The organism is Corallococcus praedator (assembly GCF_003612125.1).
GTDB classification, from domain to species: domain Bacteria; phylum Myxococcota; class Myxococcia; order Myxococcales; family Myxococcaceae; genus Corallococcus; species Corallococcus praedator.
Window position 1 is genome coordinate 1 of the sequence record NZ_RAWI01000186.1, and the last position, 18,089, is coordinate 18,089.

12 protein-coding genes are annotated in these 18,089 nt (G+C 70.4%); 4 read left to right on the forward strand and 8 right to left on the reverse strand.

What is annotated here, in order from left to right:
- Positions 1-250: 250 nt before the first annotated feature.
- From D7Y13_RS22765 to D7Y13_RS22790, 6 genes are all read right to left on the reverse strand, one after another.
- On the reverse strand, positions 251-2,107 hold the full coding sequence (locus D7Y13_RS22765; RefSeq protein WP_120535805.1) for a hypothetical protein: 1,857 nt from the start codon (positions 2,105-2,107) through the stop codon (positions 251-253).
- A 258-nt stretch (positions 2,108-2,365) separates the two neighbouring features.
- Entirely contained in the window at positions 2,366-3,334 is a 969-nt protein-coding gene (locus tag D7Y13_RS22770) for an ADYC domain-containing protein (RefSeq protein ID WP_120535806.1), read from the reverse strand.
- A gap of 188 nt (positions 3,335-3,522) precedes the next feature.
- Entirely contained in the window at positions 3,523-7,347 is a 3,825-nt protein-coding gene (locus tag D7Y13_RS22775; RefSeq protein WP_120585035.1) for an nSTAND1 domain-containing NTPase, read from the reverse strand.
- 119 nt (positions 7,348-7,466) lie between these two features.
- Entirely contained in the window at positions 7,467-7,919 is a 453-nt protein-coding gene (locus D7Y13_RS22780; RefSeq protein WP_233595806.1) for a response regulator, read from the reverse strand.
- Positions 7,920-8,106: 187 nt separating this feature from the next.
- Positions 8,107-9,894, reverse strand: coding sequence for an Ig-like domain-containing protein (locus tag D7Y13_RS22785; RefSeq protein WP_158620444.1), 1,788 nt, complete (start codon positions 9,892-9,894; stop codon positions 8,107-8,109).
- A 258-nt stretch (positions 9,895-10,152) separates the two neighbouring features.
- Positions 10,153-11,805, reverse strand: a complete 1,653-nt coding sequence (locus tag D7Y13_RS22790; RefSeq protein WP_120585033.1) for a carboxypeptidase-like regulatory domain-containing protein — start codon at positions 11,803-11,805, stop codon at positions 10,153-10,155.
- 135 nt (positions 11,806-11,940) lie between these two features.
- On the opposite strand from D7Y13_RS22790, the gene D7Y13_RS22795 reads away from it, so the two are divergent.
- From D7Y13_RS22795 to D7Y13_RS22805, 3 genes are all read left to right on the forward strand, one after another.
- Positions 11,941-12,387, forward strand: a complete 447-nt coding sequence (locus tag D7Y13_RS22795) for an HIT family protein (RefSeq protein WP_120585032.1) — start codon at positions 11,941-11,943, stop codon at positions 12,385-12,387.
- A gap of 112 nt (positions 12,388-12,499) precedes the next feature.
- The gene (locus tag D7Y13_RS22800; RefSeq protein ID WP_120585036.1) at positions 12,500-15,364 is read left to right on the forward strand and encodes a TonB-dependent receptor domain-containing protein; all 2,865 of its coding nucleotides are present in this window, start codon (positions 12,500-12,502) and stop codon (positions 15,362-15,364) included.
- Positions 15,365-15,381: 17 nt separating this feature from the next.
- A complete protein-coding gene (locus tag D7Y13_RS22805) occupies positions 15,382-15,822 on the forward strand; it encodes a GNAT family N-acetyltransferase (protein ID WP_120585031.1) in 441 nt (146 codons plus the stop codon).
- Positions 15,823-15,864: 42 nt separating this feature from the next.
- On the opposite strand, the gene D7Y13_RS22810 is transcribed toward D7Y13_RS22805, so the two are convergent.
- Complete coding sequence (locus tag D7Y13_RS22810; protein WP_120585030.1) at positions 15,865-17,070, reverse strand: MFS transporter; 1,206 nt, start codon at positions 17,068-17,070, stop codon at positions 15,865-15,867.
- A gap of 141 nt (positions 17,071-17,211) precedes the next feature.
- Between D7Y13_RS22810 and D7Y13_RS22815 the strand changes: the two genes are divergently transcribed.
- On the forward strand, positions 17,212-17,667 hold the full coding sequence (locus D7Y13_RS22815; protein WP_120535814.1) for an FKBP-type peptidyl-prolyl cis-trans isomerase: 456 nt from the start codon (positions 17,212-17,214) through the stop codon (positions 17,665-17,667).
- 45 nt (positions 17,668-17,712) lie between these two features.
- On the opposite strand, the gene D7Y13_RS22820 is transcribed toward D7Y13_RS22815, so the two are convergent.
- On the reverse strand, positions 17,713-17,940 hold the full coding sequence (locus D7Y13_RS22820) for a hypothetical protein (protein WP_120535815.1): 228 nt from the start codon (positions 17,938-17,940) through the stop codon (positions 17,713-17,715).
- Positions 17,941-18,089 lie beyond the last annotated feature (149 nt).

Genomic DNA, 18,089 nt, shown 5'->3' on the forward strand with positions numbered 1-18,089 from the left:
GCCCCGAAGCCCTCCCCTCGTCCAGGGCGCCCCCGGGGCCGGGTAAACGTGGTGCCGCCCTCACGCCCGGGGAAGTCACCCCCGCCTCCGCCAGTGGGTCCAAAGAACACCCGGAGTCCCTCCTCCGGCAGCCAGGGAAGCGGGCGCTGGAGGCCGGAAACGTCAACGGCCTCCGCCCCCGTACTCCGGGACGAAGGCCGCGTGGGACGTCGAACCCCTCACGCACGAGGGGCAGGCAACCAGGGGGTCTCTAGTGGACCGACGCGCTGGTGGCCGTGAACGCCGCGGTCAGGCAGCTCTGGTTGGCCGTCTGGTCAAGGAAGGTCTGGCGGGCCAGCACTTCATTGAAGGTCCGGACGGGGGCGCCATCCGCGCGGTCCGGGACGACCATCGGGCCGCTCAGGAAGGGCGACAGCGCGCCGTTCCAGTTCACGTGGGTGAAGGAGATGCCCAGCTCGTCGCCGTGGCAGCCGTCACAGGTGTTGAGCGAGAACACGTGCCGGGCCTGACGGTTGGGGATGCTCGCGGCGGGCAGGCTCCAGAACGGCGGCGTGGCGAAGGGCGACGGCACGACGGAGCGACCGCCGCGGAACGGCGTGGCACCCACCACGAGCGGAACGGAGTACGTGCCGGCCACGATGCTGGCCGCATTGGCGTTCACGTAGGACGGGAACACGGTGGTCTTCGTGGCGCGGTCCGGCGTCTGGGCCACGGTGTGGCTGTTCAGCAGACCCAGCACGGGGCCGGGGGACGCGAACGAGTTCGGGTTGATCTGCGAATTCCACAGGCGGAACTCACGCAGCTCCCAGGGGTTGAGCAGCCAGTTCTCGTTGGTGCGCACCTGGTTGATGGAGCTGCGGTTGGGCTTGCGCGGAGACAGGTCGCGCTTGGCGAACTGCTCCGTGAGGGCCTCCAGCGCGGCGTTGTACGAAGCGCTGCCCAGCACCAGCCCCGACAGGGCCTGCCACTGCTGCGCGTACGCCTTGATGGAAGCGCAGCCCGTCTTGTCCACCCCGTACTCCAGGATGACCAGGAAGGGCGTCGTGTGGCAGCTGGTGCCCGTGCCCTCGGTGGCGGCGAAGATGAAGCGGCCCTCGCCCGCGCTGCCGGAGCCGTAGGCGGGGTTGCTGCCGGCCAGGTCCAGCCGGTTGACGATGGCGATGAGCTTGAAGGGCGACTTCGCCAGGTTCAGCTCACCGGTGCCCAGCTTCGGCCAGGGGGTGACGAGCTTCGGCACGATGTTGGCGCGCGGCGGGCTGACGAAGGAGTTGATGGTGCGGGGCGCTTCCCACTGCCGGACCCACTCGCGCACGAAGGTGGTGGGGGCCACGCCGGTGAACGGCTGGTTGGCCATCTCCGTCATCAGGTAGTTGAAGGTCCACTTGCCGTTCGGGTTGCCCACGTTGGTGCAGGGGTCCCACGTGCGCGTCGGATCATTGATGACGGCGGGCGCGCGGATGATGAGCGAGCGGGCCGGATCCACCAGCGACGCCAGACCGATGGGCCGGATGGGCACGCGCTGGCCGACCTGGAACACGGTGGACATCGCCGTCACCGGGACGGTGCGCACGAGCGCGCGGTTCTCGAACACCGCCGTCGTCAGCGGCTCCTGCGACTGGGACTGCGCCTGGGCGATGCGCTGCTGCTCCGCCTGGAGCGCCACGAAGTCGAAGGTGCCGGAAGCGGTGAAGAGCAGGTCGCCCGCGACCGCGTCGCCATTCTGACCGTCGTCGCGGAAGAGCAGCTGCTGGGCGCCCTCCACCATCGTCAGTGTCAGCCCGCGGAACTGCTCGTTCTCCACGCGCTTCGCATCCAGCTTCAGCTCGAACACGGACGCCGTGGCATTGCTGGTCGCCGCCTGGGGGATGGCCACCAGGGACTCGACCACGGGGCGCGTCAGCTCCCCTTCCAACTCCTGGGTGACCGACCCCAGCGTCTCCTCCAACACGACGTCCCGGGCAGGGTCGGCCACGGGCGCGGCAGGCTCCGAACCCTCGGGCGCGGGCTGACCACAGCCCACCGCCAGGGACGACGCCAACAGCGCGAACGGCAGGCGCCAGCGCACACTCCGGGAATGCTTCCACAGCGAAGACACGTCAGGCTTCATGGGTGCTCCTTCCACGACGGGGAACCGCGACGGCAGGCATCCGATGGGGGCACCCACACCGCCACGCCCGCCGGGCTCCGGAAGGCCTGAGCCCCGGTCCCGTTTCCCTGTGAAAGCAGCGCGCCCACCCCACCTCCGGCCCTCTGGGGACCGGAGATGAATCAGGCGTTTCCCATATCATGAAACACTGACAATTATCGACTTGCAGACTTTGTAACCTATCCCGTTACAAGTCAGGGTTTGGCGTAACCTGGGAGGCTACAACCCGGTGGTGCCGTACGGCGTCTCGCTGAAGAGGCGGGTGCCGGACTGGAAGTGGGCGGTGTCACCGCAGTTCGCGATGGCGGTCACGTTCGCGCACGTCACCGGGGCCTGGGCGCGCGTCTGGCTGGTGAAGCAGCGGGCGCCGCCCTCGTTCCACTCGGCCTCCATGCTCCAGGATTCGGAGTCGCCCTGGACGCCCACGGCGTCATAGAGATTGACCCACTGGCCATCGGTGGTGTGCGACTCGCCGTCGCCGCAGAAGTCCGCGCGCACCATGCGGGTGCAGGCCTGGTGGTGGCCCGCGAGGCTCTGGCCGTTGGAGGCGGTGGCCCAGGGCTTGTAGCCAAAGTGCATGCACTTCGCGATGGCGGCGCCCTCGCAGGCGAAGGTGAAGGCCGTCGCGTCGAGGATCTTCTCGCCGCCGCCGGCGACACCCTGGCGGTAGTCCCAGCGGTTGGCGACGGCGATGGCGGAGGCCGCCGCGCCGCTTGAGTCCTGGCACACCGCGCGCCAGGCGCCGTCGGTGCCCTGGTAGGAGACGCGGTAGGACCACAGGTCGCTGTCCACGCCGCTGCCCCGGGTGATGCTGTCCACGCGCAGGGGCAGGGTGGAACCGTCGCCCAGCTTCCCGACGAAGCGCGCGCCGGTGAAGCTGGTGCCCGTGACGGGGTTGGCGCCGTCGAGCCCGACGAAGGCCGAGCCCTCCAGCCGCACGTTGGTGAGCGCCTTGCCGCTGGCGGAGATGGCCCCCGTGTAGGCCACGGACACCAGCATGCCGCCCAGCTCCGCGTTGTTGAGGTTGCGGCCGTTCAGGTTGCGGCCATTGAGGTTGCGTCCATTGGGGGACACAAGCTCCGCCATCTGCGTCCGCAGGGTCGGAGCCTCGGGCTCCGACGATTCCGTGCCACAGCCCACCGCCACGACGGCAAGACACGCCGCGACCACTCGCTGCAACGTCCTCATCTGGATGCCCCTTCCCTGCCCCGACCCCGACCCCGCACCGTGCTTCAGGTGACAAGGTCCGTCTGGTGGGAGGGAGCGGCAACCGCGGCAGGCCCCGGCGGGCACTTGCAGCGTTGGGTGGCATCCACTCCGAAGCGACCGGAGGGCGAAGCCCGGGCTTCTTGAGGGGTTCTATCGTCCTGTGGTGCTCAGTGCCCTGCGTCCGCGGACGGAGGCAGGTCCGCGCACACGCGCAGGCCCACCGCGACGTCGCGCATGGAGGCCTCCGGCAGCTCGCGGTTGGTGGAGCGCGCGGACGTCACGGCGAACGAATAGCTGCCGCCGCGGGCCACCGGGCGGCCGGGCTCCAGCCACGAGCGCGTCCACTCCCACACGTTGCCCGCCATGTCGTCCGCGCCGAAGGGGCTGCGGGACGCGGGGTGACTGCCCACGACGTCCGGGCCGAAGCCGCCCGGGTCCTTGCCGTAGGTGGTGTCCACGTTGGCCTCGTCCGGGCCCAGCCGGTTGCCGTGGGGGTACTCGCGGCCGTCCACCCCGCGCGCGGCGCGCTCCCACTCCAGCTCCGAGCACAGCCGCGCCCCGGGCACCCGGCCGGACGTGGCCAGCCAGGCCACGTAGGCCTCCGCGTCGGAGAAGGAGATGCCGCTCACCGGGAACTGGCGCCAGTCCTGCTCCGCGCGCTGCGTGCGCCGGGCGTAGCGCAGGGGCTCACCGCTCCTCGCGGTGTAGAGCACGCCGCCGGGCTGGAAGCGCAGCCTCCAGCCGCCCGCGTCCGGCTCCAGCGCGAGCACCCCGGCATAGCCACCGGTGCCCACGCGGGGCTGGCGCTGGGCGCGCTCCTGGGCGGGCAGGGCCTCCAGGTACGCCAGCCAGTCCGCGAATGTCGTCTCATGGCGGGCGATGAGGAAGCCCGCCACGGGCACGGGGTGCAGGGGGACGGCGTTGAAGAAGTCGCGCACGCTGGCCTCGGCGGCGCTGCCGAAGCGCACCTCGCCCGGGGGCACGTAGGCGAAGCCCGCCGGGAGCACGCCCGCGCGCGGCAGCGGCAGCACGACGCGGCGCGACTCACCGCGCTGGAGGAGCAGCGGCTGCGCCGCGTCCTCGTGGCCCGGCGCGCGCACGGTGAGCCGGTAGGGACCGGGAGGCACGGAGATGTCGGCCCCGGGAGCGGTGCTGGCGTCAGGCACGGGCGCGCCCGCGACCTCCGGGCCGCCGGGCTCGCGCGTCAGGGGGCGCAGCTCCACGGAGGCACCGGGCGTGTCCGTGGCCACGGTCAGTTGCGCGGGCGCGTTCCAGCGCTGCCAGCGGGTGCCGTCGCTGTCGTAGAGGCGCATGCGCTGGAGCAGCGCGGGCAGCACGGGCTCGCGCTCGTTTTCAGCCCACAGGGCGCGCTCGTAGAGGAAGTCCGCCAGCGCGTCGCGAACGTCCGCACGGCCGGGGGCCAGGGCCAGCGCGCGCTCCAGCCGGTCCGCCACGGCGTCGAAGTGGTGGCCCAGCTGGGCCGCGTGTCCGGTGGCCTTCGCCCAGCTCCGGTCGCCGTCCGCCTTGTGGCCGGTGTCGTAGCGCTGGAAGGCCTCGGTGCGCTCGGCCTGGAGCGCGTCGCGCTCGGTGCGCACGGAGCCCAGCTCCGCGGCGGCGGCGCCCAGTTCGGTGCGCACGCGCGCGTCGAGGATGCGCCGCTCGCGCCACTGGAGGCCCGCGTACACCAGGGCCAGCGACACGAGGAAGCCCAGCGCCAGCCCCTGCTTCAGGCGCCGGCTGCGCACGCCGGTGCGGCGCGAGGCGTCGAGGAAGGACTGTTCGCGCCGGGTGAGTTCGGACGGCTCCAGCACCCCGGTCTCCGCCAGCTGCCGGGGCCCCCAGAGCGATTCGCGCGCATGGCCCAGGCGCTCCCACTGCGCGGCGGCGGCCTCCAGCCGGGCCTGCACCTCGCGGCGCTCGCCGGCCTCCACCAGCCAGCGGGCCAGCGTGGTCCACCCGGTGAGGAGCGCCTCGTGGGCCAGCTCGTACGCGGTGCCGCCCTCCCCTTCGCGGGCGACGAGCAGGCGCGCGCGCACCAGGGCCTCCAGCGCGGCGCGGTAGCGGGGGTCGTCGCCCACGAGCTCGCGGTCCGTCTTGCGCGCGCGGGTGCCATCCTGGGTCACCAAACGCAGCATCACCCCGCGCGCCGCCGAGCGCTGGTCCGGCAGCAGGCGGGCCACGGCGGCGTCCGCATGACGCGCGAGCGCGCCGGACACGCCGCCCAGCGAGTCCAGCGCCGCCTGGGTCATCACGCCCCGGGACTCATCGCGCGCGTCCCACAGCTCCGCCAGCGCGAACTGGAGCAGGGGCAGGCCGCCGTCGGAGGCCGCCGTGGAGGCGACGAGCGCGTCCACCACGGCCTCGGACTCGAAGCGCACGCCCTTGACGCGCGCGGGGCCGACGATGGCCTCGCGCGTCTCCTCGGAGGTGAGCGCGCGCAGCAGGTACAAGGCGTGCGGCACCTCCGGCCCCAGTCCGGGCACGCCGGTGAGGCGGGTGAGGAAGTCGCTGCGGCCGGTGGCCAGCAGGCGCAGTCCGCCGGCCGCCTCGGTGAGCGAGCCCAGCGCGGCGCCCGCGAGCGCCGCCTCCTCCGGAGGGGACAGCGTCACCAGCTCCTCCAGCTGGTCCATGTAGAGCAGCAGGCCGCCCTGGGTGCCCAGCTTCGCGCGGAGCCTGCGGCCGAGCGACGTGGGGTCCTGGCGCAGCGTCTCCGCGAGCGGCTCCTCGCCCACCTCCAGCACCGGGGCGAGCGCCACGGCGAGCGCGGAGACGGGCCTGCGCCCGGGCACGAGCCTCGCGGTGCGCCAGCGCCGGCCGTCCTCCAGCGCGCCGTCGCACACGGCGGGGAGGATGCCCGCGAGGCACAGCGACGACTTGCCGACGCCGGAGTCGCCCGTCATCAGCAGGAAGGCCTCCGCCTTGAGCCGCTCCAGCACGGCGCGCTGCTCGCGGCGGCGGCCGAAGAACAGCGAGCGGTGTTCGGCCTCGAAGGCCTGGAGGCCGCGGTAGGGATTGCCCTCCGGGACGACGACGGGCACCTCTTCGCGGGTCAGGGCCTCCAGCGCGTCGAGCAGCTGCGCGGCGGACGCATGGCGCTGCGCCGGGTCGCGCCTCAGGCACTTGTCGATGGCGGCCGCGAAGCCGGGATCCACCAGCGGGGAGACTTCGAGCAGGGGCCGGACGTCGCGGGTGCGCACGGCCTCGGAGAGTTCGCGCCAGGGCACGTCGCGGAAGGGGCCCCGGCCCGCGACCAGCTCGTAGAGCACGACGCCCAGCGAGTACACGTCGCTGCGCGCGGTGAGCTCCTCGCCGGCCCAGGCCTCCGGGGACATGTAGTAGGGCGTGCCCACCAGCGCGCCGCGCGGCAGGGACGGCAGGAAGACGCCATCCAGCGAGCGGGCGCCCAGGGCGGGGCTGGCTTCGGGGTCCCAGTCCGCGGGCAGCTCCGGCGGAGGCATGGGCGCGCGCGGGGCGGTGGGCTCGCTGCTTTCGGCGCGGTCGAGCAGCTTGGCGAGCCCGAAGTCGAGCAGCTTCACCTCGCCGCTCTCGGTGAGGACGGCGTTGCCGGGCTTGATGTCGCGGTGGAGCACGCCCCGGCGGTGGGCGGCCCCCAGGCCCCGGGCCAGGTCCTTCCCGATGCCGAGCGCGCGCTCCCACGACACGGGCCGGGCCAGCCGGTCCAGGCTGACGCCCCGGATGAACTCGGAGATGAGGTACGGCTGGTCCTCCAGCTGCCCCACCCGGTACAGGGTGACGACGTTGGGGTGCTGGATGCGGGCGGCGGCGCGGGCCTCCACCAGGAAGCGCGCCAGCGCGTTGGAGCCCAGCGACGGGATGAACTTCACCGCGACGGGACGCTCCAGGAGCGTGTCGTGCGCCAGGTACACCCGGCCCGTGCGCCCCCGTCCGAGCGGACGCACGATGCGGTACTCGTCGAACTCCTCCGGAGGAGTCCACGCGTCGGATGGAGGGGACGAGGCGGGAGAGCCCACCGGGGTTGCCTACGCATCCCGCGCCCGGGGGTCAACCCGGGGGCCAACGAGAGGGGGGCCTGGAGCAGGAGGCCGGACCCCGGTGTCCGACAGTGGACACTTCGAGGTCGGGCCTCGGGTCACTCCTGACCCGAGCGGGGCTTCGCCTTGCTGGGTTTGAGCATGTTGCGGATCTTGTTCTCCAGGTCCTGGGGCAGACAGGGCTTGGCGACGAACTCGTCCGCGCCCACGGACAGGGCGTGCTCGGCGTTGCCGGCGAGCACGTGGCCGGTGAGGGCCATCACCGGGATGTCGCGGGTGCGGGTGTCCTGCTTGATGCGCCGCGTCGCCTCCCAGCCATCCATGACGGGCAGGGACAGGTCCATGAGGATGATGTCCGGCTCCCCCTCCTGGGCCTTCTCCACGGCCTCCAGGCCATTGCGGGCGGTGTCGACCTCAAACCCGCAGAATTCCAGGTACTCCGCGTACATTTCACGGGCGTCGTCGAAGTCGTCCACGACGAGGACACGCTTCTTGGAGTTCACGGGAGCCGGCCCACCGCTCGCGGTCGGCTCGCCCTCCGGGGTTGTCATGACCGCGTTCTTCATGGAGCAGAGGCCTCGCATGCAGGGGAGGGGCGGGACGAATCTAAACACGTCCTCGGAAAAGTGCCCGTTCTCGCAAGATTTCCCTGGACGGGACGGAAGGGTGGGCCCGGAGTCCGGTGCGAAACAAGGGGACAGTGGACGACAGTGTAGGTGCGCGGAGGGATTGGGTAACTCATCGGTTGCTGCGGTAGACGTGCAACCGCGCCCCGACCGATGGCCAACCGGAAACACCTTCAACCCAGGCCATGAAGGGGTCTCCCTCTGGAGTGATGCCCATCTGGGCCGGGTTGCTGGCAATCAGCCCAGGCGTCGCGTCCAGTACCCCACTGACCGCTTCCCACTGTGTTCCGGTCCATCTCAACACTTGAGCCACCGCGCTCGGTCGAGGCGACGTCGCGCGTTGAGCGTACAGCGCAACCGTGGGTCGGCCCATCGCATCGAATCGCATGGCGTTCACATAGCGAGGCGCGGTCCCCCCGACATCTTCAAACGCACCGCCCAGAGTGATCCATGCACTCCCGTTCCACTTCTTGACGAACGCCCTGAGCTGACCTGAAACAATCTCCAACGCACCCACGTAGGGGGTTCCGGCGGCATCGAAGGCCAGTGTGGTGGGCGCCTCCTTCAGAGTGCCCGAGAGGGATTGCCATACAGCTCCCGTCCAAAGCGCGGCAGCCCGGATGTCCTCGATACCACTCTCCCCACCCTCCAGCCATGTCAAGAATGGATACCCCCGCGCATCGACTTCCATGTGGAGGAAATTGACCGAGGAGCCGATCCGCAAGTTGATGGCACTCCCCACCGCGAGCCATGCACTCCCGTTCCACTGGCGGATGGTGATTTGGTGTTGGGCTCCGTTCGACTCATCGATTGCGATCGTGGCGTACCCTGCGGGCCCCTGAGCAAACTGCCAGCCCCCGAGGCGGGCGTTCTGAAGGACGGGGGTCAACGCAGCTCCCAACTGGACCCACGCTTGTCCATTCCAACGGCGTCCCACCCATTGATGGGCATTGCCCTCCAGGGACTCGTGCCACATCACCGTGGGAACACCGGCGGCATCCACATTGAGCGAGCATTCCATGGCGTTCACCGCCGAGTTTGCCGCCAACGGCGTTCCAATGTATTCCCACGCAGCGCCAGTCCATTGCTTGACGTGGACCTTGAAGGGCGCCCCCCACCCCTCACTCCAAGCAATGATCGGCTGCGCTCCACCCATTCCCAGCGAAATAGCTTCAATATTGGGATTCGCGGGTTCGGAAGTGAGGGGTTCCCCCACGAGGAGGTACGCAGGAACACGCCAAATCCAATCTCGAGATGACACCTCCACGCTATTGCCCGCGAGATCGGTCACGGAATCACTGAGGGAAACCCGGATCGCACTGCTGACAGGCACCGGATTGAGAGGGACCACATTGAATGTCTTTCCATCCTCCGAAAGAAGAACATCCGCGTCTACGAATCCGCCATTGGCCACCAATCGGATGGACTGGGAGTTCACAGTAGTGGGAGCCAGCGGTTCAGAGAGCGTTGCTTGAATGGTCTGTCTCACCGAAACAGCGGACGCTCCCTGGGCAGGGGTCTGGGTGACTATCCGAGGGGGCGTCCTGTCTAGGGTCAGGACGCGACCTGCACTCACAAAGGTCTGTCCCAAGCGCCAGGCGCGCACCGAAAGGGTATGGGTCCCCTCTGAAATCGTCCCAGCATCCCAGAGTGTGGAGTAGGGACTTGCCAGCACGGTTCCGAACTGGCCGTCCACGAGCAATTCGACGAGGTCGGGTGTTCCTCCCGTCAGCGTGACATGGATCGGCACGAGTCCATTGCTCAGGCTCTCGGGTGCTGGGGAGACCCACTCGATTTCAATGGGTGCGTTGTCGTCTTGGATTCCTGCGTCCGTGGCATTGCCTGGTTCCAGATCGGGAATCTGCAGGCAGCCGGCAAGACACAGCACCAGCAAGGGCAAGAAGGCTCGGAGGGGGTGTGACATGGAGCACTTGCATAGCAAGAACGGCTCCAGGGGAAAGCCCAGCCCCTTCTCCTGCGAGACCAGCCCTCGTCCGGGTCTGGAAGATGAGACCAGATGTCTTCGACCACGGACTCCATGCCGTCCACGACGCCGGGGGCCAGCCCGTCACAAAAACAAGTGCCCCTGCGAAGCCTTGGCTTCACAGGGGCACCGGGACCGGCTCAACACATCCAGTTCAGAGCCACACGGCTCGGATCAAGGAGTCGGGGGCGGGGTCTGCGCGGGCTGGATCGCGATGCCAACAGCCGACAGGTCCGTGCTGACGGGCTGTCCCCAGGTGCTCTCGTAGGCCTCGTTGGTGCCCACGGTCGGCAGCTTGCTGAAGGCCACGACGAGTTCCGTCTGGGTCGGGTTGAGCGCGACAGTGCCCCCGTAGGTGAAGGCGTACCGGGTGCTGTAGCCCGACTGCAGGATGCCGAAGACAGGCGTTTCGGCGGGCGTGCGCGTCACGTAGGGGAACGTGGGTTCCGCCAGGACGAGCGGGAACCCCTGACCGCTGTAGTTGTTGAACTCACCGTACGCAGTTGTGCCGATGTACGTGTCGTTGTTGATGTCCGCCTTGAAGAAGACCTGGACCGAGGTGCCCGCCGGAGGCCGGAGGGGAGCGCTGAAGCTCACGTAGACGACTTCGCCGGGGTTGAGCTGCGTCGCCGCCAGCGTGCCCGTCTGGGAGGTCTCCTGGTAGCGGAGCTCGGAGATGGTCACGGCCTTGGGGCTGGCCTGGTCGCCACCGAAGAAGAAGCCCGTCTGGGTGAGGTTGGTGCCGCCCTCGGCGGACACCGCGCGCACGAAGAGGTTGTACTCCTTGCCCTCCTGCACGACGCCCGAACCCGGGTTGATGGTCGCCGAGTAACCGCCGGCGTTCACGTTCGCCGTCACCGCCAGCGACTCCTTCGCGTACTCGTCCGTCAGGCGCACGAGCAACGAGCCCGCCTGCACCGGCTGGTTGAAGTACACGTAGATGGGCTCGCCGGGACGCACCAGGTTGTTGAGCGGATCAATGACCTGGGCCGCCTTGAGGCTGCCCACGTTGCTGCCCTCGACCGCGAGCGGCACGTTCTGCGGCCGCGAGAACGGCAGGTTCACGACGCGCGTGACGCTGGTGCTCACGATGGCCGCACCCGAGTAGCTCGTCACGAAGCCGCCCGTCTCCGGGATGCCGTCGCCGTTGGCGTCCATCGGGGACACCCACAGGTTGTAGCTGCCGTTCAGCCGCGCCAGCTCCGCACCGGAGGGCACGCCGTTGAACGTCAGCACACCCTGGTCGTCCGCCGTCGCCTCGACGTAGACCTTGCTCAGCACGGAGGCCGTGGTGTCGTAGTTGCTCAGCACGAGCGAGCCCGCGCGGTCCACTTCCAGCGTGCCCTTCGCGCCCGCGGCCGGACGGCCCTGCGGCGTCACCACGTTGAACACCAGCTTGCCGTTCAGCTGCGCCAGCGTCACCGGGCCGAAGCTCGCGTTGCCGTTGTTGATGGGCACCGTGCCCGCCGCCGACGGCACCGTCGACGTCGCGCGCAGCGTCGCATAGCCGGACTTGCTGAACGTCAGCAGCACCTGCGCGCCCGCCGGCACGTCCGTCATCACGAAGTTGCCGCTGGCGTCCGTCGTCGCCGACTTGCCCGTCGCCTGGCTGCCGATCGTCATCGCCACCGTGACGCCTTCCAGCGCCTGGAGGTTCGTTCCCAGCACCTGGCCAGAAACAGTCCCCTTCGGAGTCGAAGGCACCACCACCGACACGTTGTTCGGATCACGGATACCGTCCGCGACACCGTCATTGTCCGCGTCAGTCGAGTCGCCGCACCCCCAAGCCAGCAGCGGCAATACGGCCATCACCAAATGCTTCTTCATCGTCCCCACCTTGAATTTTTGACGGAATTTTCACGCCCCAGCTGTCAAGAAAGGGCGGAAATCGGACACTCCCCGAGCCGAGGCCACGGCGTCAAGGTGGGGGGATTTTTACCCAGGCCCCGGGTACGATGACACATGACGTCAGACATCAATCATCCCTGCCTCGGCTGCGCCATCGTGCGGGAGGACACCCGCACTACCGGTGGCATCCTGGCCCGCGCGCCCGGCTTCGTCCTCCATGCCGTGGCCTCGCCCAGCCCCGTTCCCGGCTGGGTGGTGCTGACCAGCGCGCAGCATGTGCGCGGCTGGTACGACCTGGATGAACCGTCCTCGCGCGAGTTGGGGCCGTTCGCCGCCCGGGTGATGCGCGCCCAGAGGGAGGTGCTCGGGGCGGAGCACGTCTATGCCTTCGCCATTGGCGACGTGCTCCTCCACTTCCACCTGCACCTCGTGCCCCGCTTCGCGGACACACCGCCACACCTGCGGGGTCGGGGCGCCTTCGACGCGACCCCCGCCGAACACCGCTCCCCGGAGGAGCTCGAGGCCGCCGCCCGGCGGCTGGCGGCGGCACTCGCCCGCTGACCCATGCTGGCCGTGCACCGGTGCGTGGGGGTGTGCCCCCCGCGAATCCACCCCCTGACGGCCAGTGTCATGGACCTGACATGTCATCGGGGGGAGAATGCAGGGCGTCACCATGCGTGTGTCCTCCCTCGGTCCATGGCTGCTCTCCCTGCTGCTCCTCACCACCGGTCCCGCTTTGGCGGACAACACGGCGGATGAGGCGGACATCGCCTTCGAGCTGGGCAACGACGCCTATTCGCGCGGCAGCTACACCGAGGCGCTGCGCTCGTACTTCACCAGCTACCGGCTGGTCCCCAACCGCAACGTCCTCTTCAACATCGCGCGGTGCTTCGAGGCGCTGGGCAAGTTCAACGAGGCGTACCGCTACTACAACGACCTGCTCGGCGAGGACCTGCCCACCGAGGACGCCTCGGAGGTCACCCGCTCCCTGGAGCGCCTGCGTCCCAAGGTCGCCCTGGTGCGCGTCACCACCAATCCCCGGGGCGCGGACGTCTTCGTCGACCGCACCGACCTGGGCAGTCGGGGCCGCTCGCCCCAGACGCTCGCGCTCGCGCCGGGCCGCCACAAGGTCCTCGTGCGCAAGGACGGCTTCCGCCCCACCGAAGCCACCGTCACCGTCACCAAGGGCCGTGAGACTCCCGTCGACCTGGACCTGGGCCTCATCACCGGCATCGTGGACATCACCGGCACCCCGGAGGGCGCCGAGCTGCGCGACAACCCCACGGGCCCCATCCTCGGCCGCATCCCCGCGAAGCTGCGCCTGTCCCCGGGCCAGCGCGTGCTCCACGTGCGCGCCCCCGGCCATGCGCCCGGCCAGTACGTCATCGACGTGCCCGCCGAAGGCACCCTGCCGCTCGTCGTCACGCTGAGCGCCCAGACGCGCCCCACCGGCCGCGTCGTCGTCACCGCCAACCACGACGGCGCCGCCGTGCGCGTGGACGGCCGGCCCGCGGGCTTCACCCCCACCGTCGTCACCCTCCCCGAGGGCGAACACGTGCTGGAGGTGGAGAGCCGCGACGTGCGCCCCATGCGCCAGAAGGTCACCGTCATCTCCGACAAGGAGGTGAAGGTCCACGCCACCCTGCGCTACGAGCCGCCCCCGGTGCGCGCGGCCTCCAAGAGCCTGCTGTCCGTGGACGAGGCCCCCGCCTCCACCACCGTGCTCACGCCGGAGGAGCTGCGCGCCTTCGGGTGGCGCACCCTGGCGGAGGCCCTGGCCGGCGTGCGCGGCTTCTTCCTCACCGACGACCGGACGTACACGTACCTGGGCGTGCGCGGCTTCTCCCCGCCGGGCGACCTCAACACGCGCATCCTCATCCTCTGGGATGGCCACGCGATGAACGACGTGTGGGCCGGCCAGGGCTACGCCGCGCACGACCTGAGCGTGGACCTGGAGGAGGTGGAGCGCATCGAGGTCGTGCGCGGCCCCGGCAGCGCCCTGTACGGCACGGGCGCCTTCTTCGGCGTCATCAACGTCGTGCCCCGCGAGTCGCTGGGCCTGGACCGGCGCCTGGAGATCACCGGCTCCGTGGGCGCGCTGGGCTCCACGCTCGTGCACGCCACCACGTCGTGGGAGGACCCCGACCGCTCCGTCCTCTTCAGCCTCGCGGGCATGAAGTCCCGGGGCGCGGACACCACCCTGCTCGGAAATCCCGGCCCCATCGTCACCGGGCTGGACGGCGAGAAGGCCGGCACGGGTTCGGTGCGCGCGCGCATTGGCAACCTGTCCCTTGTCGCCCAGTTGCACGGGCGCACCAAGGACGTGCCCACCGCGCCCTATGGCACCCAGGTGGGCGCCCAGGGCACCCGCGTGCAGGACGTGCGCGGCTTCGCGGAAGCGAAGTACGAGCGCGACCTCTCCCAACGCATCGCCCTGTCGCTGCGCGGCGCCGCGGACCTGAGCCGCTACAGGGGCTATTTCAATTACGGCGGCGACGTCGCCCAGACGAACACCGACTCCGGGGCCGCGGACTGGCTCACCGCCGAGGCGCGCCTGCTGGTGGGCCTGTTCGACTCCCACCGCCTCACCTTCGGCGTGGAGGGCCAGCACCAGCTGCGCGTGGATCAGAAGAGCGTGGGGCCGTCCGTGGACGACCCGCTGGGCACGCGGAAGCGCTCCCTGGTGTCCGTGTACGCGCTGGACGAGTGGCGCCTGCACCCGCGCCTGAGCCTGTCGCTGGGCTTCCGCGTGGACAAGTACACCGACCTGGACTCGCTGCCGCTCACGCCCCGGCTGGCCGTTATCGGCCGGCCCTATGACAAGGGCCTCACCAAGCTGGTCATCGGCCGCGCCTTCCGCGCCCCCAACGTCTACGAGCTGTTCTACCAGGACAACCTCCTCACCCAGCGCCCCGCCGAACAGCTGGAGCCGGAGACCATCACCACCTTCGAGGTGGAGCACTCGCACGACCTGACCCAGGAGCTGCGCGTGACGGTCGCCGGCTACCACAACCGCATCTCCCAGCTCATCACGCTCACCACCGAGTCCGCGCCCACGCCCGGCTGCGGCCCCGAGGGCGCGCCCAGCCAGTGCCTCGTGTACGCGAACAGCTCCGGCGAGACGATGGCGTGGGGCGCGGAGGCCGGACTGCACTGGCAGCCGGGCCGCTGGCTGCTGGTGGACCTGAGCTATTCCTACGTGACGCTGCGCAATGCCTCGCAGGACGTCGTGCAGGCCAAGCCCGCGCACCTGGCCTCCGGGCGCTTCCTGCTGCCCGTGGGCAACGGCGACATGCGCATCGCCACCCAGGCCACGTACCAGAGCTCGCGCGTGGACGGCATCTCCGGCGCCGACAGCGGCGAGGCGCTGCTCGTGGGCTTCGGCGTGTCCGGCGACTACGGACGGCTGCGCTACTTCGCCGGCGTGAACAACCTGCTGGACTCGCGCTACGCCTTCATCGTGGGAGAGGACGCGTCCGCCGGGCCCGTGCCCCAGTACGGCCGCACCTTCAACCTCCAGCTCACCGGCAGCTTCTGAACGGACCTTCGCGCGCCATGGCCGACGATACCTCGCTCGACTTCATCCGCCCCGGACACCCGCTGTACGACGGGGAGCTGGAGCTGCGCTTCCGCGTGCTGCGTGAGCCGCTGGGCTTCGCGCGCTCGGACGTGAAGTTCCCCTTCGAGAACGCAAGCCTCCACCTCGTCGCCCACGCGGGCGGCACCGTCACCGGCTGCGTGCTCTTCCACCCGGAGGACGCGCACGGCGGCCGGCTCTTCCAGATGGCGGTGGCGTCCTCGCTGCAGGGGAAGGGACTGGGGGCCCGGCTGGTGCGCGCGCTGGAGGAGGAACTGCGACAGCGCGGCTTCCGCCACGTGCACCTGCACGCCCGCGCGAACGTCGTCCCCTTCTACGAACGCCTGGGCTACGCGGTGTACGGCGAGCCCTACGTCGAGGTGGGCGTGCCCCACCGGAACATGCAGCGCGACCTCTGAGCCTTCCGAACCTTCCGAGCTTGGCGAGCCTGGAGCCTTGCCTCAGGTGACGGGGACCTGGACCGGCACGCGGCGGCTGCTCCAGAGCACCACCCCCAGGGCCGTGAGCGACATCGCGGCGCCCACCGCGCACACGCCGGACCAGCCCGCTCGCGTCCACGCCGCCGTCCCGGCCCACGCGCCCGCCGCGCCGCCCAGGAAGTAGGTCACCATGTAGAGCGTGTTGAGCCGGCTGCGCGCCTCCGGCCGCAACGCGTACACGCGCGCCTGGTTGGTGATCTGATTGGCCTGCACGCCCAGGTCCAGCAGCAACACGCCCAGCGCGAGGCCCCACAGCGTGTGCCCCGCCCACCACAGCACGCCGAAGGAGGCCAGCAGCACGGCGATGGCCAGCGCGTTGAGGCGCCGGTCTCCGCGCTTGTCGGCCAGACGCCCCACCAGCGGCGCGACGCCCGCGCCCGCCACGCCCACCACGCCGAAGAGCCCTGCCACCTGCGCGTCGTAGTGCCCGGGCAGCGACTGGAGGTGGAGCGCCAGCGTGACCCAGAAGGCACTGAAGGCGCCGAAGGTGAGCGCGCCCAGCAGCGCGTGCAACCGCAGCACCGGCTCCGTGCGCGCCAGGTGGATGAGCGAACGCATCAGCGCGGGGTACGGCATCGCGGCCAGCGGCGGCTGCGCGGGCAGCGTGAAGCGCAGCACGAAGCCCAGCGCCACCATCAGGCCCGCGGCCACCCAGAACATGGTGCGCCAACCCAGGTGCGTGCCCACGAAGCCCGCCGCCGTGCGCGACAGCAGGATGCCGATGAGCAACCCGCTCATCACCGTGCCCACCACCCGCCCCCGCTGCGAGGGCTCCGCGAGCTGCGCCGCGAAGGGCACCAGCAGTTGCGGAATCACCGTGGTGACGCCCACCGCGAAGCTCGCCGCCACCAGCACGTGCAGGCCAGGCGCGAGCGCCGTCGCCGACAGCGCCACGGCCACGCAGGCGCACAGCGTGAGGATGACGCGCCGGCGCTCCAGGCTGTCGCCCAGGGGCACCAGCAATAACATGCCCACCGCGTAGCCCACCTGCGTCAGCGTGGGCACCAGCCCCACCGCTCCGTCCGACGCGCCCAGCGTGCGGCCGATGTCTCCCAAGAGGGGCTGGTTGTAATAGAGGTTCGCGGCCGTGACGGCGCTGGCCGCCGCCATCAGCCCGACCAGCGAGGGACGCAGCGAAGCGGGGGCGGGCTCGGAGGGTGTCGTCATGGGGGGCGCAACGGATAAGCCTCGCACCCGGAGGCTTCAAGCAGGACGCGCGGCCCGGCCTCCACCCGCGCCATCCGGGCGGGCAGGCCACGCGTCCCTTCCCCCTTTCCCGGGGCGCGCGTGCCGGGCAGGCTGCGGGCCATGCTTCGATCCCTTCTGCTGTGCACGGTGCTGGCCCTCGCGGGCTGTGGTGATTCCTCCTCGGGTGACCCCGCCAAGGTGTCGTACGCCGACTCGCTGGGCGTGGACCTGGCCGCGATGAACAAGAGCGACTCCGGGCTCTACACGCAGGACCTGACGGTGGGCACCGGCGCGGAGGCCTCCGCCGGGAAGGTCGTCCAGGTGCACTACTCCGGGTGGCTGCCGGACGGGACGCTGTTCGACAGCAGCATTCCCCGCAACCAGCCCTTCGCCTTCAACCTGGGCCAGGGCCGCGTCATCGAGGGCTGGGACGAGGGCGTCGCCGGCATGCGCGTGGGCGGCAAGCGCAAGCTCGTCATCCCGTCCGACCTGGGCTACGGCGGCAGCGGTTCGCCGCCCGTCATCCCCGGCGACTCCGTGCTCGTCTTCGACGTGCAGCTCCTCGCCGTCTACTGACGACGCACGTCCGCGCCCGCGCCCCGCCGGAATCGGGGGACGCCTTCAGACGCCGGGCGTCCCACCGGACACCGGCGGCGCGGGCGGGGCGCGCTTCTTGGGCGGCAGGCGCGATCGGCCCTTGGGCCCCTTCAGCGCCACGCCCAGCAGCATCGTCGCCGGCAGCATCATGCCCAGTCCCTGCGTGAGGTCCTTGGGCGGATGGGTCACCACGCCCAGCACCATGCCCGCGAAGAGCAGACCGCAGACCAGCCGGAGGATGATGGCGTTCACGTGCGTGACTCCCCGGTATCCGGACTCCAAGCCTTGGCGCCTGGGTCCGGTGACGAGAGGCGCGGGAGCATAGCGCGCGGCGCCCCGGCGCGCCGTCCGTTAAGGTGGCCACGTGAGCCCCCTGAAACGCTTCCAGCCCGGTTACGACC

Bases quoted from the DNA above. Each gene is read 5' to 3' on its own strand.
- D7Y13_RS22765 (WP_120535805.1), bottom strand. From the start codon at position 2,107: ATGAAGCCTGACGTGTCTTCGCTGTGGAAGCATTCCCGGAGTGTGCGC.
- D7Y13_RS22770 (WP_120535806.1), bottom strand. From the start codon at position 3,334: ATGAGGACGTTGCAGCGAGTGGTCGCGGCGTGTCTTGCCGTCGTGGCG.
- D7Y13_RS22780 (WP_233595806.1), bottom strand. From the start codon at position 7,919: ATGACAACCCCGGAGGGCGAGCCGACCGCGAGCGGTGGGCCGGCTCCC.
- D7Y13_RS22790 (WP_120585033.1), bottom strand. From the start codon at position 11,805: ATGAAGAAGCATTTGGTGATGGCCGTATTGCCGCTGCTGGCTTGGGGG.
- D7Y13_RS22795 (WP_120585032.1), top strand. From the start codon at position 11,941: ATGACGTCAGACATCAATCATCCCTGCCTCGGCTGCGCCATCGTGCGG.
- D7Y13_RS22800 (WP_120585036.1), top strand. From the start codon at position 12,500: ATGCGTGTGTCCTCCCTCGGTCCATGGCTGCTCTCCCTGCTGCTCCTC.
- D7Y13_RS22805 (WP_120585031.1), top strand. From the start codon at position 15,382: ATGGCCGACGATACCTCGCTCGACTTCATCCGCCCCGGACACCCGCTG.
- D7Y13_RS22810 (WP_120585030.1), bottom strand. From the start codon at position 17,070: ATGACGACACCCTCCGAGCCCGCCCCCGCTTCGCTGCGTCCCTCGCTG.
- D7Y13_RS22815 (WP_120535814.1), top strand. From the start codon at position 17,212: ATGCTTCGATCCCTTCTGCTGTGCACGGTGCTGGCCCTCGCGGGCTGT.